Annotated in this window: 20 protein-coding genes; all 20 read left to right on the top strand. The window is 34.1% G+C overall.

Going from position 1 to position 21940, the window contains the following annotated elements; translation table 11 throughout:
- The first annotated feature begins 6 nt into the window (after positions 1-6).
- The 20 genes from wecC (at position 7) to PARC_RS10355 (ending at position 21447) form a co-directional block, all read left to right on the top strand.
- Positions 7-1257 (top strand): UDP-N-acetyl-D-mannosamine dehydrogenase, encoded by a 1251-nt coding sequence (gene wecC, locus PARC_RS10450; protein WP_010554186.1) that lies wholly within the window; start codon positions 7-9, stop codon positions 1255-1257.
- A gap of 8 nt (positions 1258-1265) precedes the next feature.
- Positions 1266-1565: an LbetaH domain-containing protein gene (locus PARC_RS10445; RefSeq protein WP_010554187.1), complete on the top strand. Its 300-nt coding sequence runs from the start codon at positions 1266-1268 to the stop codon at positions 1563-1565.
- A gap of 42 nt (positions 1566-1607) precedes the next feature.
- Positions 1608-2924, top strand: a complete 1317-nt coding sequence (locus PARC_RS10440; RefSeq protein WP_010554188.1) for a flippase — start codon at positions 1608-1610, stop codon at positions 2922-2924.
- A gap of 187 nt (positions 2925-3111) precedes the next feature.
- Complete coding sequence (locus tag PARC_RS10435; protein WP_010554189.1) at positions 3112-4200, top strand: glycosyltransferase family protein; 1089 nt, start codon at positions 3112-3114, stop codon at positions 4198-4200.
- Between the two features lie 68 nt (positions 4201-4268).
- The gene (locus PARC_RS10430) at positions 4269-5420 is read left to right on the top strand and encodes a VpsD family glycosyltransferase (RefSeq protein WP_010554190.1); all 1152 of its coding nucleotides are present in this window, start codon (positions 4269-4271) and stop codon (positions 5418-5420) included.
- Positions 5420-6832 (top strand): oligosaccharide flippase family protein, encoded by a 1413-nt coding sequence (locus PARC_RS10425; RefSeq protein ID WP_010554191.1) that lies wholly within the window; start codon positions 5420-5422, stop codon positions 6830-6832. Before PARC_RS10430 ends, PARC_RS10425 begins: the two co-directional genes overlap by 1 nt.
- Complete coding sequence (locus PARC_RS10420) at positions 6829-8040, top strand: VpsF family polysaccharide biosynthesis protein (RefSeq protein WP_010554192.1); 1212 nt, start codon at positions 6829-6831, stop codon at positions 8038-8040. Before PARC_RS10425 ends, PARC_RS10420 begins: the two co-directional genes overlap by 4 nt.
- The gene (locus PARC_RS10415) at positions 8027-8458 is read left to right on the top strand and encodes a serine O-acetyltransferase (RefSeq protein ID WP_010554193.1); all 432 of its coding nucleotides are present in this window, start codon (positions 8027-8029) and stop codon (positions 8456-8458) included. Before PARC_RS10420 ends, PARC_RS10415 begins: the two co-directional genes overlap by 14 nt.
- A complete protein-coding gene (locus PARC_RS10410) occupies positions 8458-9789 on the top strand; it encodes a phenylacetate--CoA ligase family protein (RefSeq protein WP_010554194.1) in 1332 nt (443 codons plus the stop codon). The genes PARC_RS10415 and PARC_RS10410 overlap by 1 nt, the downstream gene beginning before the upstream one ends.
- Before the next feature lie 10 nt (positions 9790-9799).
- Positions 9800-10918 (top strand): sugar-transfer associated ATP-grasp domain-containing protein, encoded by a 1119-nt coding sequence (locus PARC_RS10405; protein WP_010554195.1) that lies wholly within the window; start codon positions 9800-9802, stop codon positions 10916-10918.
- A 12-nt stretch (positions 10919-10930) separates the two neighbouring features.
- The gene (locus PARC_RS10400) at positions 10931-11992 is read left to right on the top strand and encodes a glycosyltransferase family 4 protein (protein WP_010554196.1); all 1062 of its coding nucleotides are present in this window, start codon (positions 10931-10933) and stop codon (positions 11990-11992) included.
- Entirely contained in the window at positions 11989-13167 is a 1179-nt protein-coding gene (locus PARC_RS10395) for a glycoside hydrolase family protein (RefSeq protein ID WP_010554197.1), read from the top strand. The genes PARC_RS10400 and PARC_RS10395 overlap by 4 nt, the downstream gene beginning before the upstream one ends.
- 39 nt (positions 13168-13206) lie before the next feature.
- Positions 13207-13953: a WecB/TagA/CpsF family glycosyltransferase gene (locus PARC_RS10390; protein WP_010554198.1), complete on the top strand. Its 747-nt coding sequence runs from the start codon at positions 13207-13209 to the stop codon at positions 13951-13953.
- Between the two features lie 88 nt (positions 13954-14041).
- Positions 14042-14440: a hypothetical protein gene (locus PARC_RS10385; RefSeq protein ID WP_010554199.1), complete on the top strand. Its 399-nt coding sequence runs from the start codon at positions 14042-14044 to the stop codon at positions 14438-14440.
- 220 nt (positions 14441-14660) lie between these two features.
- Positions 14661-16064, top strand: coding sequence for an undecaprenyl-phosphate glucose phosphotransferase (locus tag PARC_RS10380; RefSeq protein ID WP_010554200.1), 1404 nt, complete (start codon positions 14661-14663; stop codon positions 16062-16064).
- Positions 16048-17262 (top strand): outer membrane beta-barrel protein, encoded by a 1215-nt coding sequence (locus tag PARC_RS10375; protein WP_010554201.1) that lies wholly within the window; start codon positions 16048-16050, stop codon positions 17260-17262. The genes PARC_RS10380 and PARC_RS10375 overlap by 17 nt, the downstream gene beginning before the upstream one ends.
- A complete protein-coding gene (locus PARC_RS10370; protein ID WP_010554202.1) occupies positions 17262-17780 on the top strand; it encodes a polysaccharide biosynthesis/export family protein in 519 nt (172 codons plus the stop codon). The genes PARC_RS10375 and PARC_RS10370 overlap by 1 nt, the downstream gene beginning before the upstream one ends.
- Positions 17781-17802: 22 nt before the next feature.
- Entirely contained in the window at positions 17803-20010 is a 2208-nt protein-coding gene (locus tag PARC_RS10365; RefSeq protein WP_010554203.1) for a GumC family protein, read from the top strand.
- A 14-nt stretch (positions 20011-20024) separates the two neighbouring features.
- Positions 20025-20753, top strand: a complete 729-nt coding sequence (locus PARC_RS10360; RefSeq protein WP_010554204.1) for a tyrosine-protein phosphatase — start codon at positions 20025-20027, stop codon at positions 20751-20753.
- Complete coding sequence (locus tag PARC_RS10355; RefSeq protein ID WP_010554205.1) at positions 20746-21447, top strand: VpsP family polysaccharide biosynthesis protein; 702 nt, start codon at positions 20746-20748, stop codon at positions 21445-21447. Before PARC_RS10360 ends, PARC_RS10355 begins: the two co-directional genes overlap by 8 nt.
- Positions 21448-21940 lie beyond the last annotated feature (493 nt).

The raw sequence follows: 21940 nt of genomic DNA, 5'->3' as shown, positions 1-21940 counted from the left end.
TTTGTAATGACAATTAAAACAGTATCAGTAGTAGGTTTAGGCTACATAGGACTACCAACAGCAGCTGTAATAGCCTCAAGAGGGATCAACGTTATTGGTTTAGATGTAAATCAAAAAGCGGTTGATACAATTAACGCTGGTGAAATACATATTGTAGAGCCTGATTTAGATATTATTGTACGCGGTGTTGTTTCTACAGGTAACTTACGAGCAACAACGGTTCCAGAAAAAGCGGATGTATTTATGGTTGCAGTACCAACACCATTTATCCATAGCGAAAGCGGTGATCATAAAGCAGATTTAAGCTACATAGAATCTGCAGCTAAAACTATTGCCCCAGTACTCGAAAAAGGCAATTTAGTCATTTTAGAATCAACCTCACCAGTAGGTGCAACAGAGCAACTAGCACAATGGTTAAGCGAAGCACGCCCTGATTTATCTTTCCCGCAAGATAAAGGCGATGCTGCCGACATTAACGTCGCACATTGCCCTGAACGCGTATTACCAGGTTATGTACTACAAGAGCTGGTATCTAACGACCGTGTTATCGGTGGTATGAGTAAAACGTGTAGCGAAAAAGCAGTAAAATTATATGAAACATTTGTGCGTGGTGAATGCATCGTAACAAACGCACGTACAGCTGAAATGGCAAAGCTAACAGAAAACTCATTTCGTGATGTAAACATAGCATTTGCTAATGAACTATCGGTAATTTGCGACAAGCTTAAAATTAACGTGTGGGAATTAGTTAAATTAGCTAATCGCCACCCTCGCGTAAATATACTTAACCCAGGCCCTGGTGTAGGTGGACACTGTATTGCTGTTGACCCGTGGTTTATTGTTGCTAGCTGCCCAGACGAAGCAAAAATAATTAAACAAGCGCGCTTAACAAATGATGCAAAACCGCATTATGTAATAAATAAAATAGCAAAAGCCGCTGACGAATTTAAACGCCCAGTAATAGCGTGCCTAGGTTTAGCATTTAAAGCAGACATTGACGACTTGCGTGAAAGCCCTGCACTACAAATAGTACAAGAGCTAGCCATACAAAACGTAGGTAAAATTTTAGCAGTAGAACCTAATATACAAGAATTACCTGAAAAGCTTTCATCAAAAGGTGTGGAGCTTACAACATTAGAAACAGCATTAGAGCAAGCTAATATTATAGTAGTGCTGGTAGATCACAAACAATTTAAAGCAGCAGATAAGACAGAATTTGCCTCAAAAGTTGTGATAGACACGCGTGGGATAATGTAAATTAAATTATGACTCCATTTGAGCTAATTAACTGCTATATCAGTCAATTTGTAAATATAGGCAGCAATCACGGCAAAGCTGCCTCTATTGGTAATAATGTATACATAGGGCCTATGGTATGTATTGTGGAAGACGTTGTTATTGCAAGTAATGTTACCATAGGGGCAGGTGCTGTAGTGGTTAAAGATATACCTAAAAATGCAACTGCAGTAGGGAACCAAGCCAAAGTAATAAACTATAATTCACCAGCAAAATATATAAACAATAGGTTTGAAAATGAAGTCGAGTTGGGGGATATAAGCAGATGATATTAGATTTTATAAAATATATTATTAAGGCTATATAAGTCGATGTCTAAAAAAAATAACATCGGAAAAATATTTTGGTATGGATTGGAAAACCTTACTACCATAGCTTTTGGACTATTAAGTGTTGTACTAGTTGCACGCTTATTTGGTCCTGAAAGTTTGGGTAAGTTAAGTTATATTCAAGCTATATCTGCTTTAACAGTATTTATAACTGTACTTGGTTTAGACCATATTATTGTAAAAGATTTAGCCCGCCAACCATCTAATACTAAATATATATCAACAATATTTATAACTCAGTTATTAGCTTGGGTTACTCAATGTGCAATTATTTATACCATTATATGGCACATGGGTGATGGGCATGTAGAAACCGACGTGTTTGTTATTTTTTGTTGGATTTCAATTTCGGTGTATTTCTCCAGAGCTACTGTTATAAAACTTTACTTTCAATCAGTTAACTTACCAAAAAAAATTGGAATGTCAGCATTAAGCTCAAGATTAATAGCTCTAATGTATCTTTTTTATGCTTTATATTTAAAGTTACCCTATGAATATGTAATTGCCTTTATTCCATTGCAAGCAGCATTTCAATTTTTATTCTTGTTTTATGAGTATAAAAAAATACAAAAAATAGAGTTGTATTTTGATTTTAATATTTTAAAAAAAGTACTAAAAGAAGCAAAACCCTTGTTAATTGCAGGTGCAATCTATCCTCTTTTTATACAGGCAGATATTGTATTAATAACAAGTATGATGACTGAGGGTGATGCTGGTATTTACAGTGCTGCGGGAAAAGTAATTATGCAATTTACTTTTGTAGGTACAATCATTACGATGGCGTTTTATTTGCCTTTAGTAAAAAAAGTTGATGAAAACAGTGAAGATCTTGATTATTTTTTTTCAGGTCTTATAAAAATATTATTTGTTTTAGGACTTTTTAGTGCAATATTTGTAGGCATATTTGCTGACGATATTGTTAAATTGTTGTTTGGTGATGAATTTACTGATGCTGCACCTATTTTAAAAATTCTTATTTGGAAAGTGGTAGTAATATATTTAGCTGCAGTATTCTCACGAATGTTAATTTTAATGAACTTAGCCAAATTTGAATTAATTAAATCTATAGTCGCTGCAAGTTTTAGTTTAAGTATGAATTACTTGTTAATACCAATATATGGATTGTATAGCGCTGCAATAGTTTCAGTTTTATCCTTTTTTATTGCAGATTTATTTTTTTATGTACTATTTAAAAAAACACGATATATATTCATTACAGCGATGCGAGCTATTTTAAATGTTTTCATTAATCCAATTCAAACTTATAAAAACATTAACTATGTAATTTCAATAAAATAAAACAGTATAATAAATGTTGCTAGGTTTTCAAAAAAATTGGAGTGAGTCTAGATTCATATACTGATAAAAGTATATTTATTCTTATCTGCAATCAAAGAAAAATTCAATTTTATTTTTACACTCATTGGGAATCCTAGTTGCAGATATAGCTAGAAATATTAAACGAATAATTAAAAGGAATAAGAAATTGAATATATTAGCTATTGTAACAACAATAGAATTTCAAAATAGAGCTACGATAGAAGCACTTTCAAAAAAATATAAGAATGTAAGAGTAGTCGTAAAAAGAAATATTAAGGATTACTTTAAACCAAAAACACAATCAATTTTTGTTGATATTGATTATTTCTATACGCTATTTCCTGAGAAAACAAGCCGAAAGTATAAGTTTATATCATTTTTAGAACTGTCTATTTCATATTTTTTCCTTAGGAAGAAGCTAAATAACTGTGATATCTGCTTAGTTACGAGTATACATATTACTTATTTATTACCCTTATTAAAAAATAAATATTTGATTTCACTTTTCGTTGATCCATATAGCTTGATGAACGGCTTTAAATCTAAAAAAGAGGAGGTATTACTAGCCGAACAGAGTGACTTGTTACTTTGCACAAGTAAACAGCTTGCTACTACTTATTGTAAAAAGCATCTAAATATAGATGTTGAAGGCCATTATTGGCCAAATACTGCAGATTTAGATCGTTGGAATTTTGACAAGTTTAATGAACGAATAATTACAAATGAAATAGTATTTGGTTATGCCGGAAATATGAATGAAATTACTATAGACCTAGAGTTAGTTGAACTACTTATTTCAGAATTTCCAGAAATAAAATTCCGTTTTGCAGGCTCGCTTAATTTCTCTGACCCAGAAAATGTAAAAAGGATGAAAAATTTACTTATACCCGACAATGTTAGTTATATAGGTAAAATACCGTATGAGTCAATTCAAGAAGAGGTTTTTGGTTGGGACGTATGTTTAATGTTGGATAACATAAATGAGCTTTCAAAATATGTTCACCACAATAAGGTTTACCAATACTTAGCTTTAGGAAAGGTTGTTGTAGCTACTAAAACACATGATGATTATTCCAATTTAGTTGAAGAGATTTTTGAAGCCGAGACTAAAGAAAATTTTATAGAAAAAGCTAGGGAGGCAATTAAAGTTTGTAGGCAGCAAGAGCGAATTAGTAATCGTATTAAATTAGCAAGAACAGAAAGCGCTGATGTAAGAGCCGCTCAATTGATGGATATTATTAAAAAAAATGTTTAAATGTGAAATGTTTTTTTTCAAGATTACAAAAGTTTTTAGAGTTCTAAGCTTTTCTAAGGATGGGCATTGTGGATAAAAAACATATTGTATTGATAATGCCTCTCTCAACTTATGAGTGGGGTACAGAAAACTGTGGTGGGGTAGACAGTGTTTGCCAAATGTTTGCCGAATATTTAGTTAATCATTCAGATACGAATTTTAGGTTTACTATTATTGGGCTCGATCCTCAAAGTAAAACATCCTACACAGGTGATGTTATAAGCTTAGCCGATGATGTGGATTTTATTTGGTTGCCAGCATCTAGTAAGCAAACTGGTTTAAAAATTCCAGGTATTCTTTGGCAAAATTGGCATATTCGTAAGTTATTAAAATTACTCAAGCCAGATTTAGTTCATACACATTTTTGGAGTTCATTAATTGGAAGCGGCTTTACAGGTAAAGCAGTAGTTACAGTTCATAGTTATAAAAAAATAGCCCGTAGGGATGTTGGCTTAGTGAATAATTTTTTATATGAAAGGGTTATTCCGCTAATTTTAAAAACACGGAGTGACTTTGTAGTTGTCGTAGGTCAGCAGTTAGAGCAAGCACTATTTGAGGATAACTTCAAATCGAAAGTAATTCATAATCCAATTGATCAAAAATATTTTGAAGCTGACTATATAAAACGTGAACGAAAAGAAATAAAGCTTGTGACCTGTGCATTATTAACACCAAGAAAGAGGGTCGAAGATTCTATCGTTTTGTTTAATAAACTAGTCAAAAGTGGTCTTGGGTCTTCTCTAATTATTATCGGGCCAGCCGCCGATAGACTATACAGTGAGCAACTTAAAAAGCAGGTGACTTCTTTGAGCTTAGAAGGAAAAGTGAGCTTTTTAGGTAAGCTAAACAAAACCCAAATTGTTGAGCAATACCTTAATTCTGATTTAGGTGTTTTTACTTCTAGCGAAGAGACTTTTGGCTTAGCTCCTTTAGAGATGTTAGCTGTTGGTCTGCCTCTAGTTGCCACTGAGGTTGGCATACTTGAAGATGAGAAAGCATTCTTTGAAAAAATGGGGGTTTTATATTTTTCAGACTCGCTGAGCCCCGACAGAATTAATAATCTTGTTTTAAAACATAACGTAGACTACTCGAAACGCACTCTTGAAACTAAATTCAACATTAAATCGATTTTTAGCCAATATAGTAATTTATATGTAAGAATTTTAGATGAAGTACAATAATGCATAAATCATTACTCAAATATGCCCCTGTACAAATTTTTGCAGCGATCAGTGTTTTTGCCTTAATTAGCATACATACAAAGTTATTAAAGACAACGGAATACGGTATGTTGGCACTAATGCTACTCACTGTAGAAGTTGTTAGGGCAGTTGCAGCCCAGTGGGTTAATTCTAGTATGCTGCGTTTACTCCCTAGTAAAAAAGAAGAAGAGTATGAGCACTTTGCCGCTATAGCCACTTCAATTATTTTTTGCTGCACGTTACCTGCACTAGTATTAGTCATTTTAGGTTTGTATTTAACTGATTTATTAACGTTTTACACTTTTATAGCTACATTTTTACTATTTTTAACAAAAGTTTTTTATCTGTTCTATCTAGAATTAGCACGAGCTATGGAGCGTTTAAATCGATATAGGGTGTCTGTACTAACGCAATCCATAATGGCTATTGTACTTACAATAGGCTTGTTGTTTTTTTATCCTGATACAGTATCTGCACTGTGTGCCTTATTTTTAAGTTATATTGCTGCGGGTTTAATCGTATTTAAACCTTTAAAGTTTAGTATAAGTAAACTTAGAACTGCTGATGCTCAGGCTGTTTTTTCATATGGCTTACCATTAATGGTAAGTGGGCTGGTAGCAGCCATATCAAGCCGCTTAGACCGTTATTTTATAGCCGATACTCTCGATTTAGCACAAACGGGTATATATTCTGCTATCTCGAATATTTTACTTGGTATTGGTGCACTTGTTTTTATGGTTGTTGCTTTACCTAGTTATCCAGAACTTGCAAAAAAAATCAATAATAAGACTGAACTATATAAAGCGCATGGTGAGTATTTAACTTTATTATGTTTAGTCACATTACCTGCTTTAGTTGGCTTTTGTTTATTAGCAGAACCAATAATGCAACTATTGCTTAGTGAAGAATACTTATCTCAAGACTCAACAATTATTTATATTTTATGTGCAGGAGTATTTGTTGTAAATTTAAAAGCACATTATATAGACCATGGTTTACAGTTTCCCTTAAATACCAAGTACCTCCCAAAAATTAGTGTTTTTTCTTTAGTCGTTAATCTTACTTTATTAATTTCCTTAATACCTCTTTACGGTTTAATCGGCGCAGCAAGTGCTTTTTTTATTACGAGTCTGTTCTCATTTAGCGTGGCTTTATTTTTATCTATTAAAAAAGGGTATAAATACGTTATACCAATGCAAGTATACAAAATTATTATTTCAACGGTATGTATGGCTATTTTCCTGCCTAAGCTTCGTATTTATAATTTTTCAGAAACTAATGTAGCTATATTAAATGTTACTTTTGATGTGATTATAGGTTTATTTATATTTTTATTGGTACTCACCTCGCTTAATTACAAAAAATGTAAAATATGGATATCAAATAAATGAATAGCCGAACTATATACAAAGTAATGTTTTTTGTTTTTATATCGTCTTTTATTTTAGGCGGATATCTACTGGAAGGTTTAGGTGTTAAATATGTTTCTGATGGTGGTAGCCCTTTAGTAAAAATCCATATATATAGTTATGTTTTATTGTTTTTTGTTGTGTTACTTACGTTTAAAAAAGGCATCAGTAAACCGCTAGGTAATTTAAAAGAACTAAAAACCGCGTGGCTAATAAGCTCGCTGAGTATTTCTATTGTTGTATTATATGGATTATATCGATTTGGTACTTCAGGTATGGCCTATTTAATTGATACAATAGTGTCTGCACTGTTGGCTATATATCTTTTAAGCCAATTAAAAAATGAACATAAAGACAAGCTATTAAAATTAGTGGCTTATTTGTTATTCATTAATTCTGTAATTGCTATCTTAGAATTTATAGTTGGTCGAACCTTTACTTATGTTAATTTTTCAAGTTTTACATATTTTCGTTCAACGGCATTGTTAACTCACCCATTAAATAATGCCTTGATCACAGCATCCCTAGCTTTATTATTATTAAATAAGACGAAAATCCCTGTATTTATTTACTTTACGGTTGTATTTGTATCGCTATTTGCTTTTGGTGGAAGAGGAGCAGCAGGCGTTTTTTTAGTAGGTTTTGCAATAATGACTTTGCCAAACTTGATGCATTTTTTTACAACGGGCATTAAAATGTCAAAACTTAAATTTGCATTAGCGCAGGCATTTTTTTTACTCACGTTAATAGCAATAATCTTAATTCTTATACTTACACCTGTGGGTGAACGGATTATAAGTAAACTATATATAGATGGCAGCGCACAAGCGCGTTTTGATGTGTTTATTATTTTAGAGCAATTAAGTGTTAGTGAATGGCTGATGGGTGCTTCAGCTTCAATTATGAATAATTTAGAGTTTTATATTGGTATTAATGTAATAGAAAACTATGTAATAGGGTGGGTAGTCAGCTTTGGTTTATTTGGCACCGCTTTACTTCTTCTTTCTAGTTTTTTATTATCAATAAAAATGGTTTGGAAAAATGATATTTACATGCAAGTTTCTTTATTAATATTGTTTTCGGTATCGTTAACAAATAACGCCCTTACCACTAAAACCCCTGTCATCATGTTGTTTTTTTCGTGTTTATATTTAGTTTATTCAAGGAAGTATAAAAATGAAGTTATATAAAATAGGTTCTTGGTTTTATAAAAACAAAATCCCACTTTTACCAAAGTTATTTAATGCTTTAATTCGTATTTTCCACAATAGTGCTGTTTTTTCAGAGTGCGAAATTGGTAGTAACACTATATTCGCTTATGGTGGAATAGGGGTAGTAATACATAAAAGATCCATTATCGGCAAAAATTGTGTCATAGGATCTAATGTTACTATTGGCGGAAAATCTAAATCGAAAAATGTTCCCATTATTGGTGATAACTGTTTTATAGCTACAGGTGCTAAAATTTTGGGAGAAGTAAAAGTTGGCAATAATTGTGTTGTTGGAGCTAATAGCGTTGTAGTTATTAGCGTCCCAGACAATAGTGTAGTAGCTGGTATACCGGGTAAAGTAATTAAATCGAACGTTAACCCAAAGGACTACTATTAATGTTTACGAATAAAATATATCAATCAAGCCCTATTTTAGTTCAAAATGTTTTATTAAGTATTAGAGCTCTTATAAGGCAGAAACTACGTGAGAATAAAGAGTGCGCAAAGCTTACTAGTGAACTGATGACTCACGATTTTGATATTAACGCATTAAGTAGTTACCAAACTAAAATGCAAAAAAAAATAATTAATGAAGCGACCCAAAATACTGAGTTTTATAAAACGAATGCAAAAGAAATAAACGATTTTTCTTTTATAGATAAAAAAACTATTAATGAAAATAAAGACCAATTTTTATCTTCAAAAAGAAACGGACCAATAATTAAAGGTGCAACTAGTGGGACTACAGGCTCTCCTTTGACAATCTTACAGAATATGGAGTCTGTAGTTATTGAGCAAGCATTCGTCAACAGGATGATGGCTTGGGCTGGCTTTAAGGATGGTGATAAAAGAGCATGGATAAGAGGGGATATGATTGTTCCTTTAAATCAAAAAAAAGCGCCATTTTGGCGTTACTCTTATTTTGAAAACATGATTATGCTTTCTTCATTTCATATGAGTCACCAGCATTTATCTAGTTATATTAAAGCAATGGCTGATTTTGATGCGCAAATAATTCAAGCATACCCATCTTCAATAGTTACACTCGCAAAATACTTAGATACTAATGATTTATATTATCCGGGTGTATTAAAGTCGATAGTTACCTCATCGGAGTCTTTGGCAAGAGAAGATAAAATATTAGTCGAAAAAAGATTTAAATGTACAGTATTTGATTGGTATGGCCTTTTTGAACGTGTTGCGGCTATTGGTAGTTGTGAGCACGGTTCTTATCATATTTTAACGGATTACTCGCACGTTGAATTAATTCCCGCAGGTAAAAGCGAAGAAGGTAAGGAAAGAGCAGAAATAATAGGTACTAATTACAATAATTCACTTTACCCATTAATACGCTATAAAACGGGTGATCATGTAATTTTATCGGATAAAACTTCATGTGGTTGTGGAAGAGTATTCCCTATTGTTGGGAGTATAGAAGGTCGGGTTGGCGATTACTTAGTCGCTGAAGATGGTCAAAAGGTACATATACTAAATCATATACCTAAAGGGGTTAATGGTTTATTAGGTACTCAATTCATTCAAAAAGAGTTAATGAAAATAGAAGTTTTAGTCACTTGTAATTCAGATTTTATCGACTCTGAGCGCTTAAAACTAATTACTAATATTAAAGAGCGGTTAGGCCATAAAATGGAAGTAACTATAACTGTAGTTAATGATTTTATTAGAACTAAAAATGGCAAAATGAGACAAGCTATTTGTGAATTTTAAAGGTAGCAATATGAAAATGTTACAGTTATTAAAACATACAGTTATGGAAAAAATTCGGTGCCTTTATTTAATTAAATTTAATTATAGGTACAAAGCAAATATGCAGCGTTTTAAGCAATCTACGGATAAAAAAGATATTGCTGTAATTAAGTCTGAAATTAAAGCATTGAAAAAGTATTGGGGGTGTTTTCCTTTGCAATATTTCAATCATGATTTTTACTCAGCTAATTGTACGTTGACCATCGATGAGATGAAGCAATTTATACCTAGTTATTATTTTTATAAGATTATATTTCCGCAGTATGATAACTCTAAAGCATTACTTAATATTGTAGAAGATAAAATAGTAATGGATGTGTTGTTTGATGGAATGAACTTCCCAACGGCAAATGTCATAGCTAAGAAAAAGACTCGCTATATTTTTAATTCAAAAGGTATTGCACTAAATAACGATAGTTTTTCAGAATTATTAAGCTCCTCCCATAGTGCTAAATTATTTATTAAACCTGCAAATGGGCGGGGAGGTAGTGGAATTTTAATTGCTAAAAAGCAAGACGATGTTTATAAAATTAAAGGCTCAGATTTAGAGTTAAACTTTGATTATGTTAGTAAGTTGAAAGGTGATTTTGTTATAGAAGAAGCTATTTCACAGCATTTGGATATCGAAGCCGTCTATGCTCACAGTGTAAACACTCTTAGGGTTATTACAAAAAGAAATACTCAAGGGCAAGTAGAGATAATAGCTACAACGCTAAGAATGGGGTCGAAGGGTAGTGAAATAGACAATACATCTGCAGGAGGCCTTGTTATAGGTATTGATTTACTAACTGGTCACGCTTTTAGAGATTATGCAACACATGAATATGGCTCATCCCGTTTTCATGAGCACCCAGACTCCGGTTTTAAATTTAAAGATTTAATAATACCTAATTGGTTAAATATTCAAAATGAAATATTAGAACTTGCGAATAAAAATATAATTTTGAATTTAACCGGCTGGGATATTGCTATAACAAATAATGGAATTGTAGTGATTGAAATCAATACATTATTTGGTATTGACGGATTACAGTCCGCATTAGGGGGCTTGAAAAATAAGTTTATGGAAAATTATACAGTAAAACTGTAAAGGATTATAAAATTGAAAAGTAAAATTTTAGTCATTAGTGTTTCTAATAAAGCTAAGGGTGGTGTTGCCTCAGTAGTTACCACATTTATGAATAATGATTTTTTAAATAAAGAGCATGATATAGAGTATTTTCACTCTCACAACCCAAGTGGGTGGGGTAATAAGTACTTTTCGTTATTAATTTCGGCAATATATTTTCCTTTCTTACTATTATTTAAACGATTTAATGTTGCGCATATACATGGTTCGTTAAAAGGAAGTTTTCAGCGTAAAAGTTATTTTTTATTTTGGTTGAGACTTTTTTCCATACCAACGATTTATCAATGCCATGCAGCGCAAGTGGATAAATTTTTTGATAATTTAAACAGTAAACAAAAAAGCAGAGTAATTAATACGTTTAAAAAGTATGAATTATGTTTGTGTTTAGGATCTAGTTGGGTAAAAGAATTTGAGCGATTAACGGATAGAAATTGGAATGTTTTATTCAACCCAGTTCCTGAAATTAAATTAAATAAAGTACAGCACGATACTTGCAACTTTACTTTTATGGGAGAGTTATCACAGCGTAAGGGCATAAAAGATTTGTTAAATGCTTTTGCATTGTCACCTTGCGATAATGCTCGTTTACTAATTGCAGGTAATGGCAACATTCAAGAAATCCACGATTTATGTAGCACATTAAAAATTGCAGACAAAGTTGAAGTTTTGGGCTGGATCGATAAAGAACAAAAACTGGAGCTACTATCTCGCACTGATGTCGTTGTACTACCAAGTTATGCTGAAGGCCTACCTATGAGCATTCTCGAAGCTATGTCCGTAGGTTTGCCTGTTATAACAACACCCGTAGGTGCAGTAGAAGATGCAATTACACACAATGTTCATGGTTTGTTAGTACAACCAGGTAACATAGAGCAAATTTCTGATGCATTAAATGAGCTCACACATAACATAGACAAGCGAATTCAATTTGGAAAGGCTGCCAAGGGTAAGCTTTTAGAGTGTTTTAAAGATGATGTAGTAGCTAAAAGCTTATCAAATTACTACCAGAAATTAATTATAAGGGCGGAGAAATGAGTTGTCAGGTTGGTTTAATAACAAAAAAAATGTTTCTTATCGCTAAAAGTGATGATTATGCAGGACAAGACCCATTTGATGGACTCAATAGTAAGCTATTTGAATTATTCCCTCGTTTAAAAAGGGGTCTTGTTGGGCTTGCTTGGATTCAGTTACATAAACGTTCAGCAGTAAACTTAAGACCATTATGCGGGGTACCAAAAAAGCGTAATCCTAAAGGAATTGGTTTATTTATTTTAGGTTTACTGGAAGACTATAAAGCAAAGAATGAGCAAATATATTTAGATGAAGCCAAAGAACTTGCTGACTGGTTGCTTACCCAACAAAGCGATAAAACTACTTGGTTACATAGTTGTTGGGGATATCATTTTGACTGGAATGCCCGCGCTTTTTTTGTGCCAAAGGGTAAGCCCAACGTTATTACCACTATTTATGTGGCACAAGCTTTATACGCATTAAGTGAAGTGACCGGCGAAAATAAATATAGAGAACCAGCGCTTGATAGTGCTCATTTTATTGTTAAAACTTTATACAAAGAAAGTGATGATAAACAGTTCTTTGGCTATATTCCAGGTGAAAACACATTTGTGCATAACGCAAGTCTATGGGGCGCTGCATGGGTAGCAAAAGTGGCTACACTTACAAGTAATGAACATTATAAGCAGCTTGCTTTAAATGCTGCGCGCCAGTCAGTAAAAGGTCAGGGAGCTGATGGCTCTTGGGTTTATGGCGCTCGCCATCATCATCAATTTATAGACGGTTTTCACACAGGCTACAATTTAGAAGCATTACGCTTATTAAGTGACACTCTAAATACAGATGAATTTGAAGAGTCTATTAAGCTAGGTTTACAATATTACAAAGAGCATCTATTCGAAAAAGACGGTACAGCTAAATATTATAATAACAACCGTTACCCATTAGACATGCATAGTGTTTCGCAAGCTATTTTTACGTTATTAAAAGTCGGTAAAACAGCCGAAGACTTTGCTATGGCTGAAAAAATAATAAACCGATCTATTGAAACACTGTACCTATCAAAAGAGCAGCGTTTTATTTATCAAAAAAATAAGCTTTTTACTAATAAAATAAACTACATACGTTGGACCCAAGCGTGGGTTTATTATTCGTTTGCTTACTTTCATAGTCAAAAACATAGTCAAAAAATTAGTTAACAAAGTAGAAGCTGAACCACTTTTAAAACGGATATAAAAATGAAACGAATTGAATTTCTAAAAGCACCAATGGATATAGCAACAATGGAAGAAACAGTTTCTTTTATTGAAAGTAGAATAGAGGAAAAGCAATTTTTACAGCACGTGGTAGTTAATGTGGCAAAAATTGTGAACATGCAAAAAGATCCTGTTTTAGCTGATTCAGTAAGAGCGTGCGATTTAATAAATATAGATGGTATGGGCGTCGTGTTTGGGGCCCGCTTTTTAGGTCATGATGTACCAGAACGTGTTGCTGGTGTTGATTTATTCCATGAGCTGTTAGCCATGAGTGCCAGACGAGATTTTCCTGTTTTTTTACTCGGCGCTACTGAAGAAATTGTAAGCAAAACAGTGGAAGTAGTTAAAGCACAAAACCCTAATTTAAATATTGCTGGCTATCATGATGGTTATTTCTTTGGAAATAAAGAGGGGGATGATGAGGAAGCTGTTGTTAATAAAATACGGGAGTCTGGCGCTAAGTTATTGTTTGTTGCCATTACCTCACCTAAAAAAGAAAATTTTATCAATAAGTGGCAAGACAAACTTGGTGTTGATTTTGTAATGGGTGTTGGTGGTACGTTTGATGTCGTGGCAGGAAAGGTAAAACGTGCACCGCAGTGGATGCAAAATGCAGGTCTTGAATGGTTTTATAGGATTTTACAAGAGCCGGGGCGCATGTGGAAACGTTATTTTATAACTAATTCGAAGTTTGCTTTATATTTATTCAAAACGAAATTTTTTAGCTAATTTATTTATAAAACTAGCTTTAAATAATTTTATTTTAACTTTGTGGTTTAATTAATTAATTAATTATTAACTAACGGATTTTAATAACTTGTCGAAATTAAAAGCAGATCCAGCTATCCGTAGTTTATTAAACCGCATGCCTAGTGATGTGCAAGATAGTTTTACCGAAGAACAGCTAGTTCATCTAAAAGTGGCTATAGGCGCTAGGCAGTGGGGTAAGCATGCAGTGGATTGCAGAGGTGTAATTAAGTTTTTTAAATACAGATACTATTTTGTTTTACTGGCTGGTCGTAACAGAAGAGAACTTAGTAAAAAAGAGCAAAAAATAGCAGCTATATCGCAGGCAATCACTATATCTATGTTTAGTTTTTTTGTTGTTACAATTTTGCTACTTATTATTTATTTAGTTAAGTCGGCTTTAGGTATTGATATATTTAGTAATTACTCTTTTGGGGTATGGGCTTGGTTTAAAGATTTGTTTAAATAAAAATAAGATGCTTCTGTTTGGAGGTGGTTTATAAATGTTTATGTAAGTTTATATTTGTTTTGTTTTGTGTAAGTTCCTCGCTACTTAAAGGCATTTTGCATAATATTACTATATATAAAGCCATCCTTAATGTTGAATACTTTAGTATGATACTGTAGCATTTGCCGCACAGTTTTGTGGAGCTTATTTCACTTTTAAGATATCTATAGGGATACATAGAATGACATCTTCAAGGACGTTTAAGCCTAATGGCTCGTCGGATGCAAATTTTTATCGATTATTCGATATTTTTGCATTGTTTTTAGCCTTTCAATGCTCAGCTTTGTTCTATAGTTTTGAGCTCACACCTATTTATATGGTTTCGGTTTTAACCGTTGCTTTAAGCTTTTTATATTGTGCTGAAATATTCTCCGCTTATCGCTCTTGGCGTGCTGGTAAATTTAGAACCATGGTGCTTTGTGCTTGGGGCTCCTTATTTTCTGCATTCTCTGTTTTATTAGTTATATCGTTTGCATTTAAGTTTACTGAGTCGCTTTCGCGTATTGGTCTGGGTTTGTGGTTTTTGTTAAGCGTAACTTTTTTATATTCTTGGCGCCTTGCTGCATACTTATTTAAAAGAAGTAGACGTAAACTAGGGTTGAATTTGCGTAATGTTGCTATTGTTGGGGCTACCGAGTCAGCAGTACATTTATATAACGAGATTGCTAAAAATGACGAACTTGGCTTTAAATTTTTAGGTTTTTATGACGACAGGCAACCAGAACGCCTTTTTGAAAACTCAGCAAAACACGATGTTGCAGGACGTATTCAAGATGTGGTTAATGCAGCGCGTAATGGTGAAATAGGTGTGTTGTATATTGCATTGCCAATGAAAGCTGATAAACGCATTGCTGATATTTTATTGCAGTTAGGTGATACAACGGTTGATGTGCATATAATTCCTGACTTTTTAATATCTAACTTAATACATGCTCGTATTGAGCATGTGGGGGATGTTGACACATTAAGTGTGTTTGAATCACCGTTTATAGGTGCTCGTGAATTTATAAAACGAACTGAAGATATAGTTGTAGCCTCTATTATTTTAATACTGATCTCTCCAATACTTGTTGCGATTGCATTTGCTGTTAAATTTACTTCAAAAGGCCCAGTGATTTTTAAGCAAGACCGGTATGGGCTTGATGGGCGTAAAATTAAAGTATGGAAGTTTCGTTCAATGAGCGTTACCGAAAACAGCGCAGTGGTAACGCAAGCCACAAAAAACGACGCGCGGATTACACCTTTAGGTAGTTTTTTACGCCGTACAAGCCTTGACGAATTACCGCAATTTATAAATGTTTTAAAAGGCGATATGTCGATAGTTGGGCCAAGGCCCCATGCTGTTGCCCATAATGAGGAATACCGTAAAAAAGTAGAGTTTTATATGTTTAGGCATAAAGCAAAGCCAGGTATTACAGGCTGGGCTCAAATTAACGGATGGCGCGGCGAAACTGATACGCTGAATAAAATGGAGAAGCGTGTAGAATTTGACTTACATTATATTAAGCACTGGTCGTTATGGTTTGATATAAAAATTATTTTTATGACAATTTTTAAAGGATTTAAGAATGCGAATGCATACTAAAACACTTGCACCTATATTTGCTTTGTTAAGTGTATGGGTTGCAGCTCCTGCAGCTGCTAACTTAAAACCAGGTAGTTTTATTACTAAAGATGGCGCCGAAATCACGCCAACGTTACAAACGGGTATAAGCAGTAATAACAACTTTTTTAGTACGCCAGAAAATGAAGAGTCGCGTACAATTTGGACCATTACCCCTAACATAAAGGCAGTGATTGAAGACGGTCCCGATAGTTATAAACTTGATTTAGGTACAAGTAGCTCTTTACATAACAAGGAGAGCGCTGATAATTTTACCCAAGTAAATATAGGTGCTGGCGTACATAAAGAGTTTACTAGCCAGCACCGCTTAGATATTAATGGTAAAGCCGACTGGCTTTATGAGCCACGTGGCAGTGGTTTAACAGAAGGCCTTGGCGATACGGTAAATGAGCTTGTAAAATACCACCAGCAAAATATGACAACACGTTATGAATATGGTGCGCAAAGCTCAAAAGCACAAGTTGCTTTAAACGCTGGTTTTTATAGTAAAAAATATCAAAATTTTAGAGCCGTGTCACAGTTTCGTGATTATGATAAATCGTTAGTTGGTATTACCGGTTATTATAATACTCAAGCTGCTACACGTACATTTTTAGAAATTAAGCAAGAAAATTACCGTTACGATTTTTTAGCAAATAGCGGTATATCACGTGACTCAGACGACGTAAAAGTGCTGCTTGGTATGGAGTGGGAAGCAACAGCACTTACTTCAGGTTCATTTAAATTGGGTTATCAAAATAAAGACTTTAGTGCCAATGAACGTGAGAGTTTTAGCGGTTTAAGTTGGGAAGCTGGGGTTAACTGGCAGCCACTTAGTTATTCTACAGTGCAATTAACAACAAGTCGCTCAGCTAAAGATCCGCTAGTACAAGGCGATTATATTAAAGAAAGTTTTTACGGTATTAATTGGACACATAGCTGGAGCGATTATTTAAGTTCGCTTGTAGGAGTTACTTATATTGACGAGCAATACACAGGTGATATTGGCCGAAAAGATAAAACTAAAAGTGCACGCTTAGGTTTAAATTATATTGCGAGTAGATTTGGTATGGTTTCTACTTATGTCGATTTTATTGATAAAAATTCTACACAAAATGCAATTGAGTTCGATCGAGTAGTTGTAGGTGTTAATTTTACGTTTGCTTTAAAGGCTAACTAATGAAGTTTATTTTTAGTTTAACACTACTAATATTTAGTAGTGTTAGCTTTGCGCAAACAGCGCAAAGTTATGTAATTGGTGCTGGTGATAAGGTAGAAATAAAAGTATTTGGCCAACCCGATTTAGAGGTTACTGCACTTTTAGGTAATAGTGGGGAAGTTAATTATCCTTTTTTAGGTAAAGTTAAATTAGCTGGTCTTAACACTTCTGAAGTTGAACAAGTTATAACACAAGGTTTAAAACCTGATTATTTAGTAAATCCAAATATATATGTGCAGGTAATTGAATACCGACCTTTTTATATTCATGGTGAAGTTAAAGAGCCAGGCGCTTATCCTTATCAACCCGCAATGACAGTTAATCAAGCGATTGCGCTTGCCGGTGGTTTAACTGAGCGCGCCTCTATTGATAAAATATACATATTTAAAGAGCAAACTAAACAGCAGCAACAAAAAGGTAGTTTAAATAGCCAAATTGCAGCGGGCGATACCATAAAAATTGAACAACGGTTGTTTTAAGCAGTTTACAGGGCAGTATTTAATGAACCAAACAAATGAAAACCTAAGTAATAATGAAGAAATTATTGATTTAGGATCTTACCTTAATGTAATTAAACTCGCTAAATGGCGTATTTTAGGGTTTGCTATTGTAGTTACTTTGTTAACTATTATGGTGGCTTTGACCTTAGTGCCAAAATACATTGCAACTGCTACTTTACTTATAGAAGCTGAGCAAACTAAGGCAGTAAGCTTTGAAGAGATATACGGTCTTGATTCGACAAAAAAAGAATATTATCTGACGCAGTTTGAGGTGATTAAATCGGACAGTATTGCCCGCGAAGTAATCACTAAGCTTAATTTAAAAGCGCATACAGACTTTATAGCTAAGCCGTCTGCGTTGGGTGAACTTAAAACAGCGATAAAAGAGCAACTCCCTTTTTTAAATAAAAAGGAAGAAACGGTATATGATGCACAAGAACAAGCAGAACGAGAAATGCTTGGTTTATTAGCTGTATTTAAGTCACGTCTTTCAGTCTCGCCTATTATTAAAACTCAACTCGTTAGAGTTAGCTTTGAATCGAGCGATTCTAAACTAGCAGCGCTTGTAGCGAATACCGTTGGTGAAGTTTATATAGATAGCCAAATGCGTGCAAAAATGGGGATTACTCAACAAGCCTCTAACTGGTTAAATACGCGTTTATCGCAATTACGAATTCAACTCGATGACTCAGAAGTGCGCTTACAAAACTACAGAGAGAAGCAAAAACTAGTTGATATTGAAGGTATAGCTGGGCTCGCCACACAAGAGCTTGAGCAAATATCACAACAGTTAATTGTAGCGCGCAATGAAAAAAATAATCTTGAGAGTATAAATCGCGTAATAACTGAGTACGGCAATAATAACTTGGAGTTATTAGGGAGTATGCCTGAAATTACATCCCACAAAGTAATACAGGACGTAAAGCGCGAAGTTATATTAGTAGAGCGTAAACTCAGTGATTTAGGCGAAGTGTACGGCCCTAAACATCCGCGTATGATCTCAGCTAAAGCAGAGTTAGCAACGGTAAAAAATAATTTAAACAAACAAATTAAAGGCCTTATTACGGGTATTGAAAAAGAGCTAAACCGGATAACACGTACCGTTAGCGCGCTTGAACGTGACTTAGTTAAAATTCGTGCCGAATATCAAGATATTACCCGCAAAGAAACTCAATACAACCAATTAAAACGTGAAGTAGAAACAAATCGCAGTATATTTAACACGTTTTTATCTCGCTCAAAAGAAACAGAAGTAACGAGTGATTTTAGCTCTGCTGCTGCACGTTTTACTGATAGAGCTTATGCCCCAAATGATCCAGCAAAACCAAATAAAAAATTAATTGTTATTTTAGCTTTTGTGGCAAGTTTTGGTTTTGCAGTAGTCATGAGCTTTATATTTGACGCGCTTAACGATACCGTTAAAACGAAAAGTGATGTTGAAAGTAAGTTAGCACAGCGTATGCTTGGGCTTTTACCGCATGTACAAACACCCAAAAATAGCGTGTTTCCGATACATGCTTATCTGGATGATAACTATAGGCGTTTTGCAGAGTCGGTACGAACGTTCAGAACTAGTTTGCTATTAACTCAGTTAGAGCGCGATCATAAAGTAATAGCCGTAACATCAAGTGCTCCGGGTGAGGGTAAAACAACGACCTCAGCTAATTTAGCTATGTCGCTTGCTCAAATGGGTAAAGTATTGCTAATTGACGCCGATTTGCGCAAACCAAGTATAGCTAAGCGCTTCGATATACCGGTATTTCATCCGGGGTTAAGTAATTTAATCGTAGGTACTGAGCAGTTAAGTGAGTGTGTTCATGTAGATGGGCAGTCGGGTGTTGCTATTATGCCAAGCGGGCAGATCCCAGGTAATCCATTAGAGCTTTTATCTAACACGCGCTTTAGTGAAGTACTCGATATATTAAAAACTAAGTATGACCATATAATTATAGATACACCACCAACACAGGCTGTGAGTGACGCTTTAGTTATTGCACAGAGTGTAGACTCGGTAATTTATGTTGTTAAGTCGGATATTACACGAATTAAACCGATTAAAGCGGGTATTGAACGTCTGTTTGAATCTAAAGCTCATGTTGCAGGTATTGTGCTTAACCAAGTAGATATGAGTAAAAGTAAAGACGAGCATAGCCATGGTTATTACGACTATTATGATTACTCGCAAAAACCTGAACAACCTAATGCATAGTTAAATGCAAATCTATGATTGATATTCATTCTCATATTTTGCCAGGAATAGATGATGGCGCTAAAGATTTAAGTGATTCTTTAGCGCTATTGAATATTGCACAAAATGATGGAATAACCCATATGGTTGCCACGCCACATATACATATTGGGCGATTTAATAACTCGGCCTCGCAATTGTATAGCGAACTTGCTAATTTAAAAGCACAGGCATTAGTAAATAATATTGGTATTAAACTAGCTGTGGCCGCTGAAGTTAGGCTTGATGTAGAGCTAATGAGTTTAGTGCTTAGTAATAAACTCCCGTTTATTGGTACACTTAATTCAGTAAATTATTTATTATTAGAACTCCCGCACTCGCATGTACCGCAAGGTTACGATAAGTTTATAAATTGGCTAGCTAAACAAAATATAAAGGTGATTATTCCTCACCCTGAGCGTAATCGCGATATTCAAGCAAATCCTTTTTATATTGAGCGTTTAAAACAGTTAGGCTGTGAGTTTCAATTAACGGCTTCAAGTATTGAAGGTGCGTGGGGCGAAACTGCAAAAAATATTAGTATAGATATGATAAAAAAGGGTTTAGTAACTTATATTGCCTCCGATGCCCACTCAGTTAAGCGTAGGCCTCCTATTTTGAGTAAAGCTAAGCAAATAGTGAGCGAGCTAATTGGTCAAAATGATGCAAATGATTTATTTTTTACTAACCCTAAGCGTTTAACTGAGTCGTTGTTTAATGATTAATATAAATACAAACCGCCTCACACAAATTGCCATACTTGCAGTTATTACATTAGTAATAAGTTATCAAAGCTTACAAAGTATGCGTGCAAATACATGGTATTTTAATGCACTCAATATTTTAAAGCAGCCAGAAGGTTCAATTACTCCTGTAGAGCTCAAACTTGCTAATGATGCTATTACCCTTGCGACAGAATTAGAACCAACTCAACCTCATTATTGGCAGTTAAGTGCATATGTAAAAATGCTAAATTTAGCTGTTACCAATGATCCAATGATTGATAAATCTCTGGTGTATAAGCGAACTGAAGTAAACTTATTAAAATCATTAGAACTAAGACAAACATGGGCCGAAACTTGGATTGCATTAGCACAAGTTGTAAGTTACCAAGAGGGGCCGAGCGAACGTGTATATGAGTACATTCAACAGGCTAAAAAAGTAGGTCCTTATAAACTCGACGTACAGTTTGGGATCATTCAAATAGCATTAATGAACTGGCAGAAACTATCTCCAAAGTATAAAGCATTGTATGTTGCTGAACTAAATTTAGCCGTTAAATATGGTTATAAATTTTATCAAGTTTTTGATTTGGCTAAGCAAGTTGATGCTCTACCTATTTTATGTCTATCGCTTAAATTTGGCCCCCACTTTGAAGCCGTTAGAACAAGGTGGATGTTTAAAAAACATTGTAACTAGGTTGGCTTTGAATGCGCTGAGTTTGTTTACGTTAAAGTAAAATGTAAAAAACCAATTGCTCAAAGAGAAGAGAATGAGGAGTAATGAGTAGACACCAAGTAAGCTATTCACGAATTGATTTATCACTTATCTAAAAGCGCAGTGACTCATAACCTCTTTGTGAATATTTTTTCGGTAAACTCGTTGTTTTTAAACGCCTGCAAGCAGGACGTCTTGTATCTCTACAAGAGAATTGTGCTTACTTATAATCGTGAAGCGGGTTCACGTTAAAGTTAAATCTGAAAAACCAATTGCACAAAGAGAAGTGAATGAGGAGTAAATGAGCAGAGACCAAGTGATCTATTCAATTAACTGATTAATCACTTCTCTAAAAGCGCAGCGTCTCATAACTTCTTTATGAATACTTGTTTTTTGGTAAAGCTAAATTGTTATTATACTGCGCAAAAAATTGCCCAGAGGTTTATAAAAAACCTCTGGGCTATAAAGTGACTCT

It is taken from the genome of Pseudoalteromonas arctica A 37-1-2, assembly GCF_000238395.3.
Lineage (GTDB): Bacteria > Pseudomonadota > Gammaproteobacteria > Enterobacterales > Alteromonadaceae > Pseudoalteromonas > Pseudoalteromonas arctica.
This window is presented reverse-complemented; position numbering and strand designations above follow the sequence as displayed.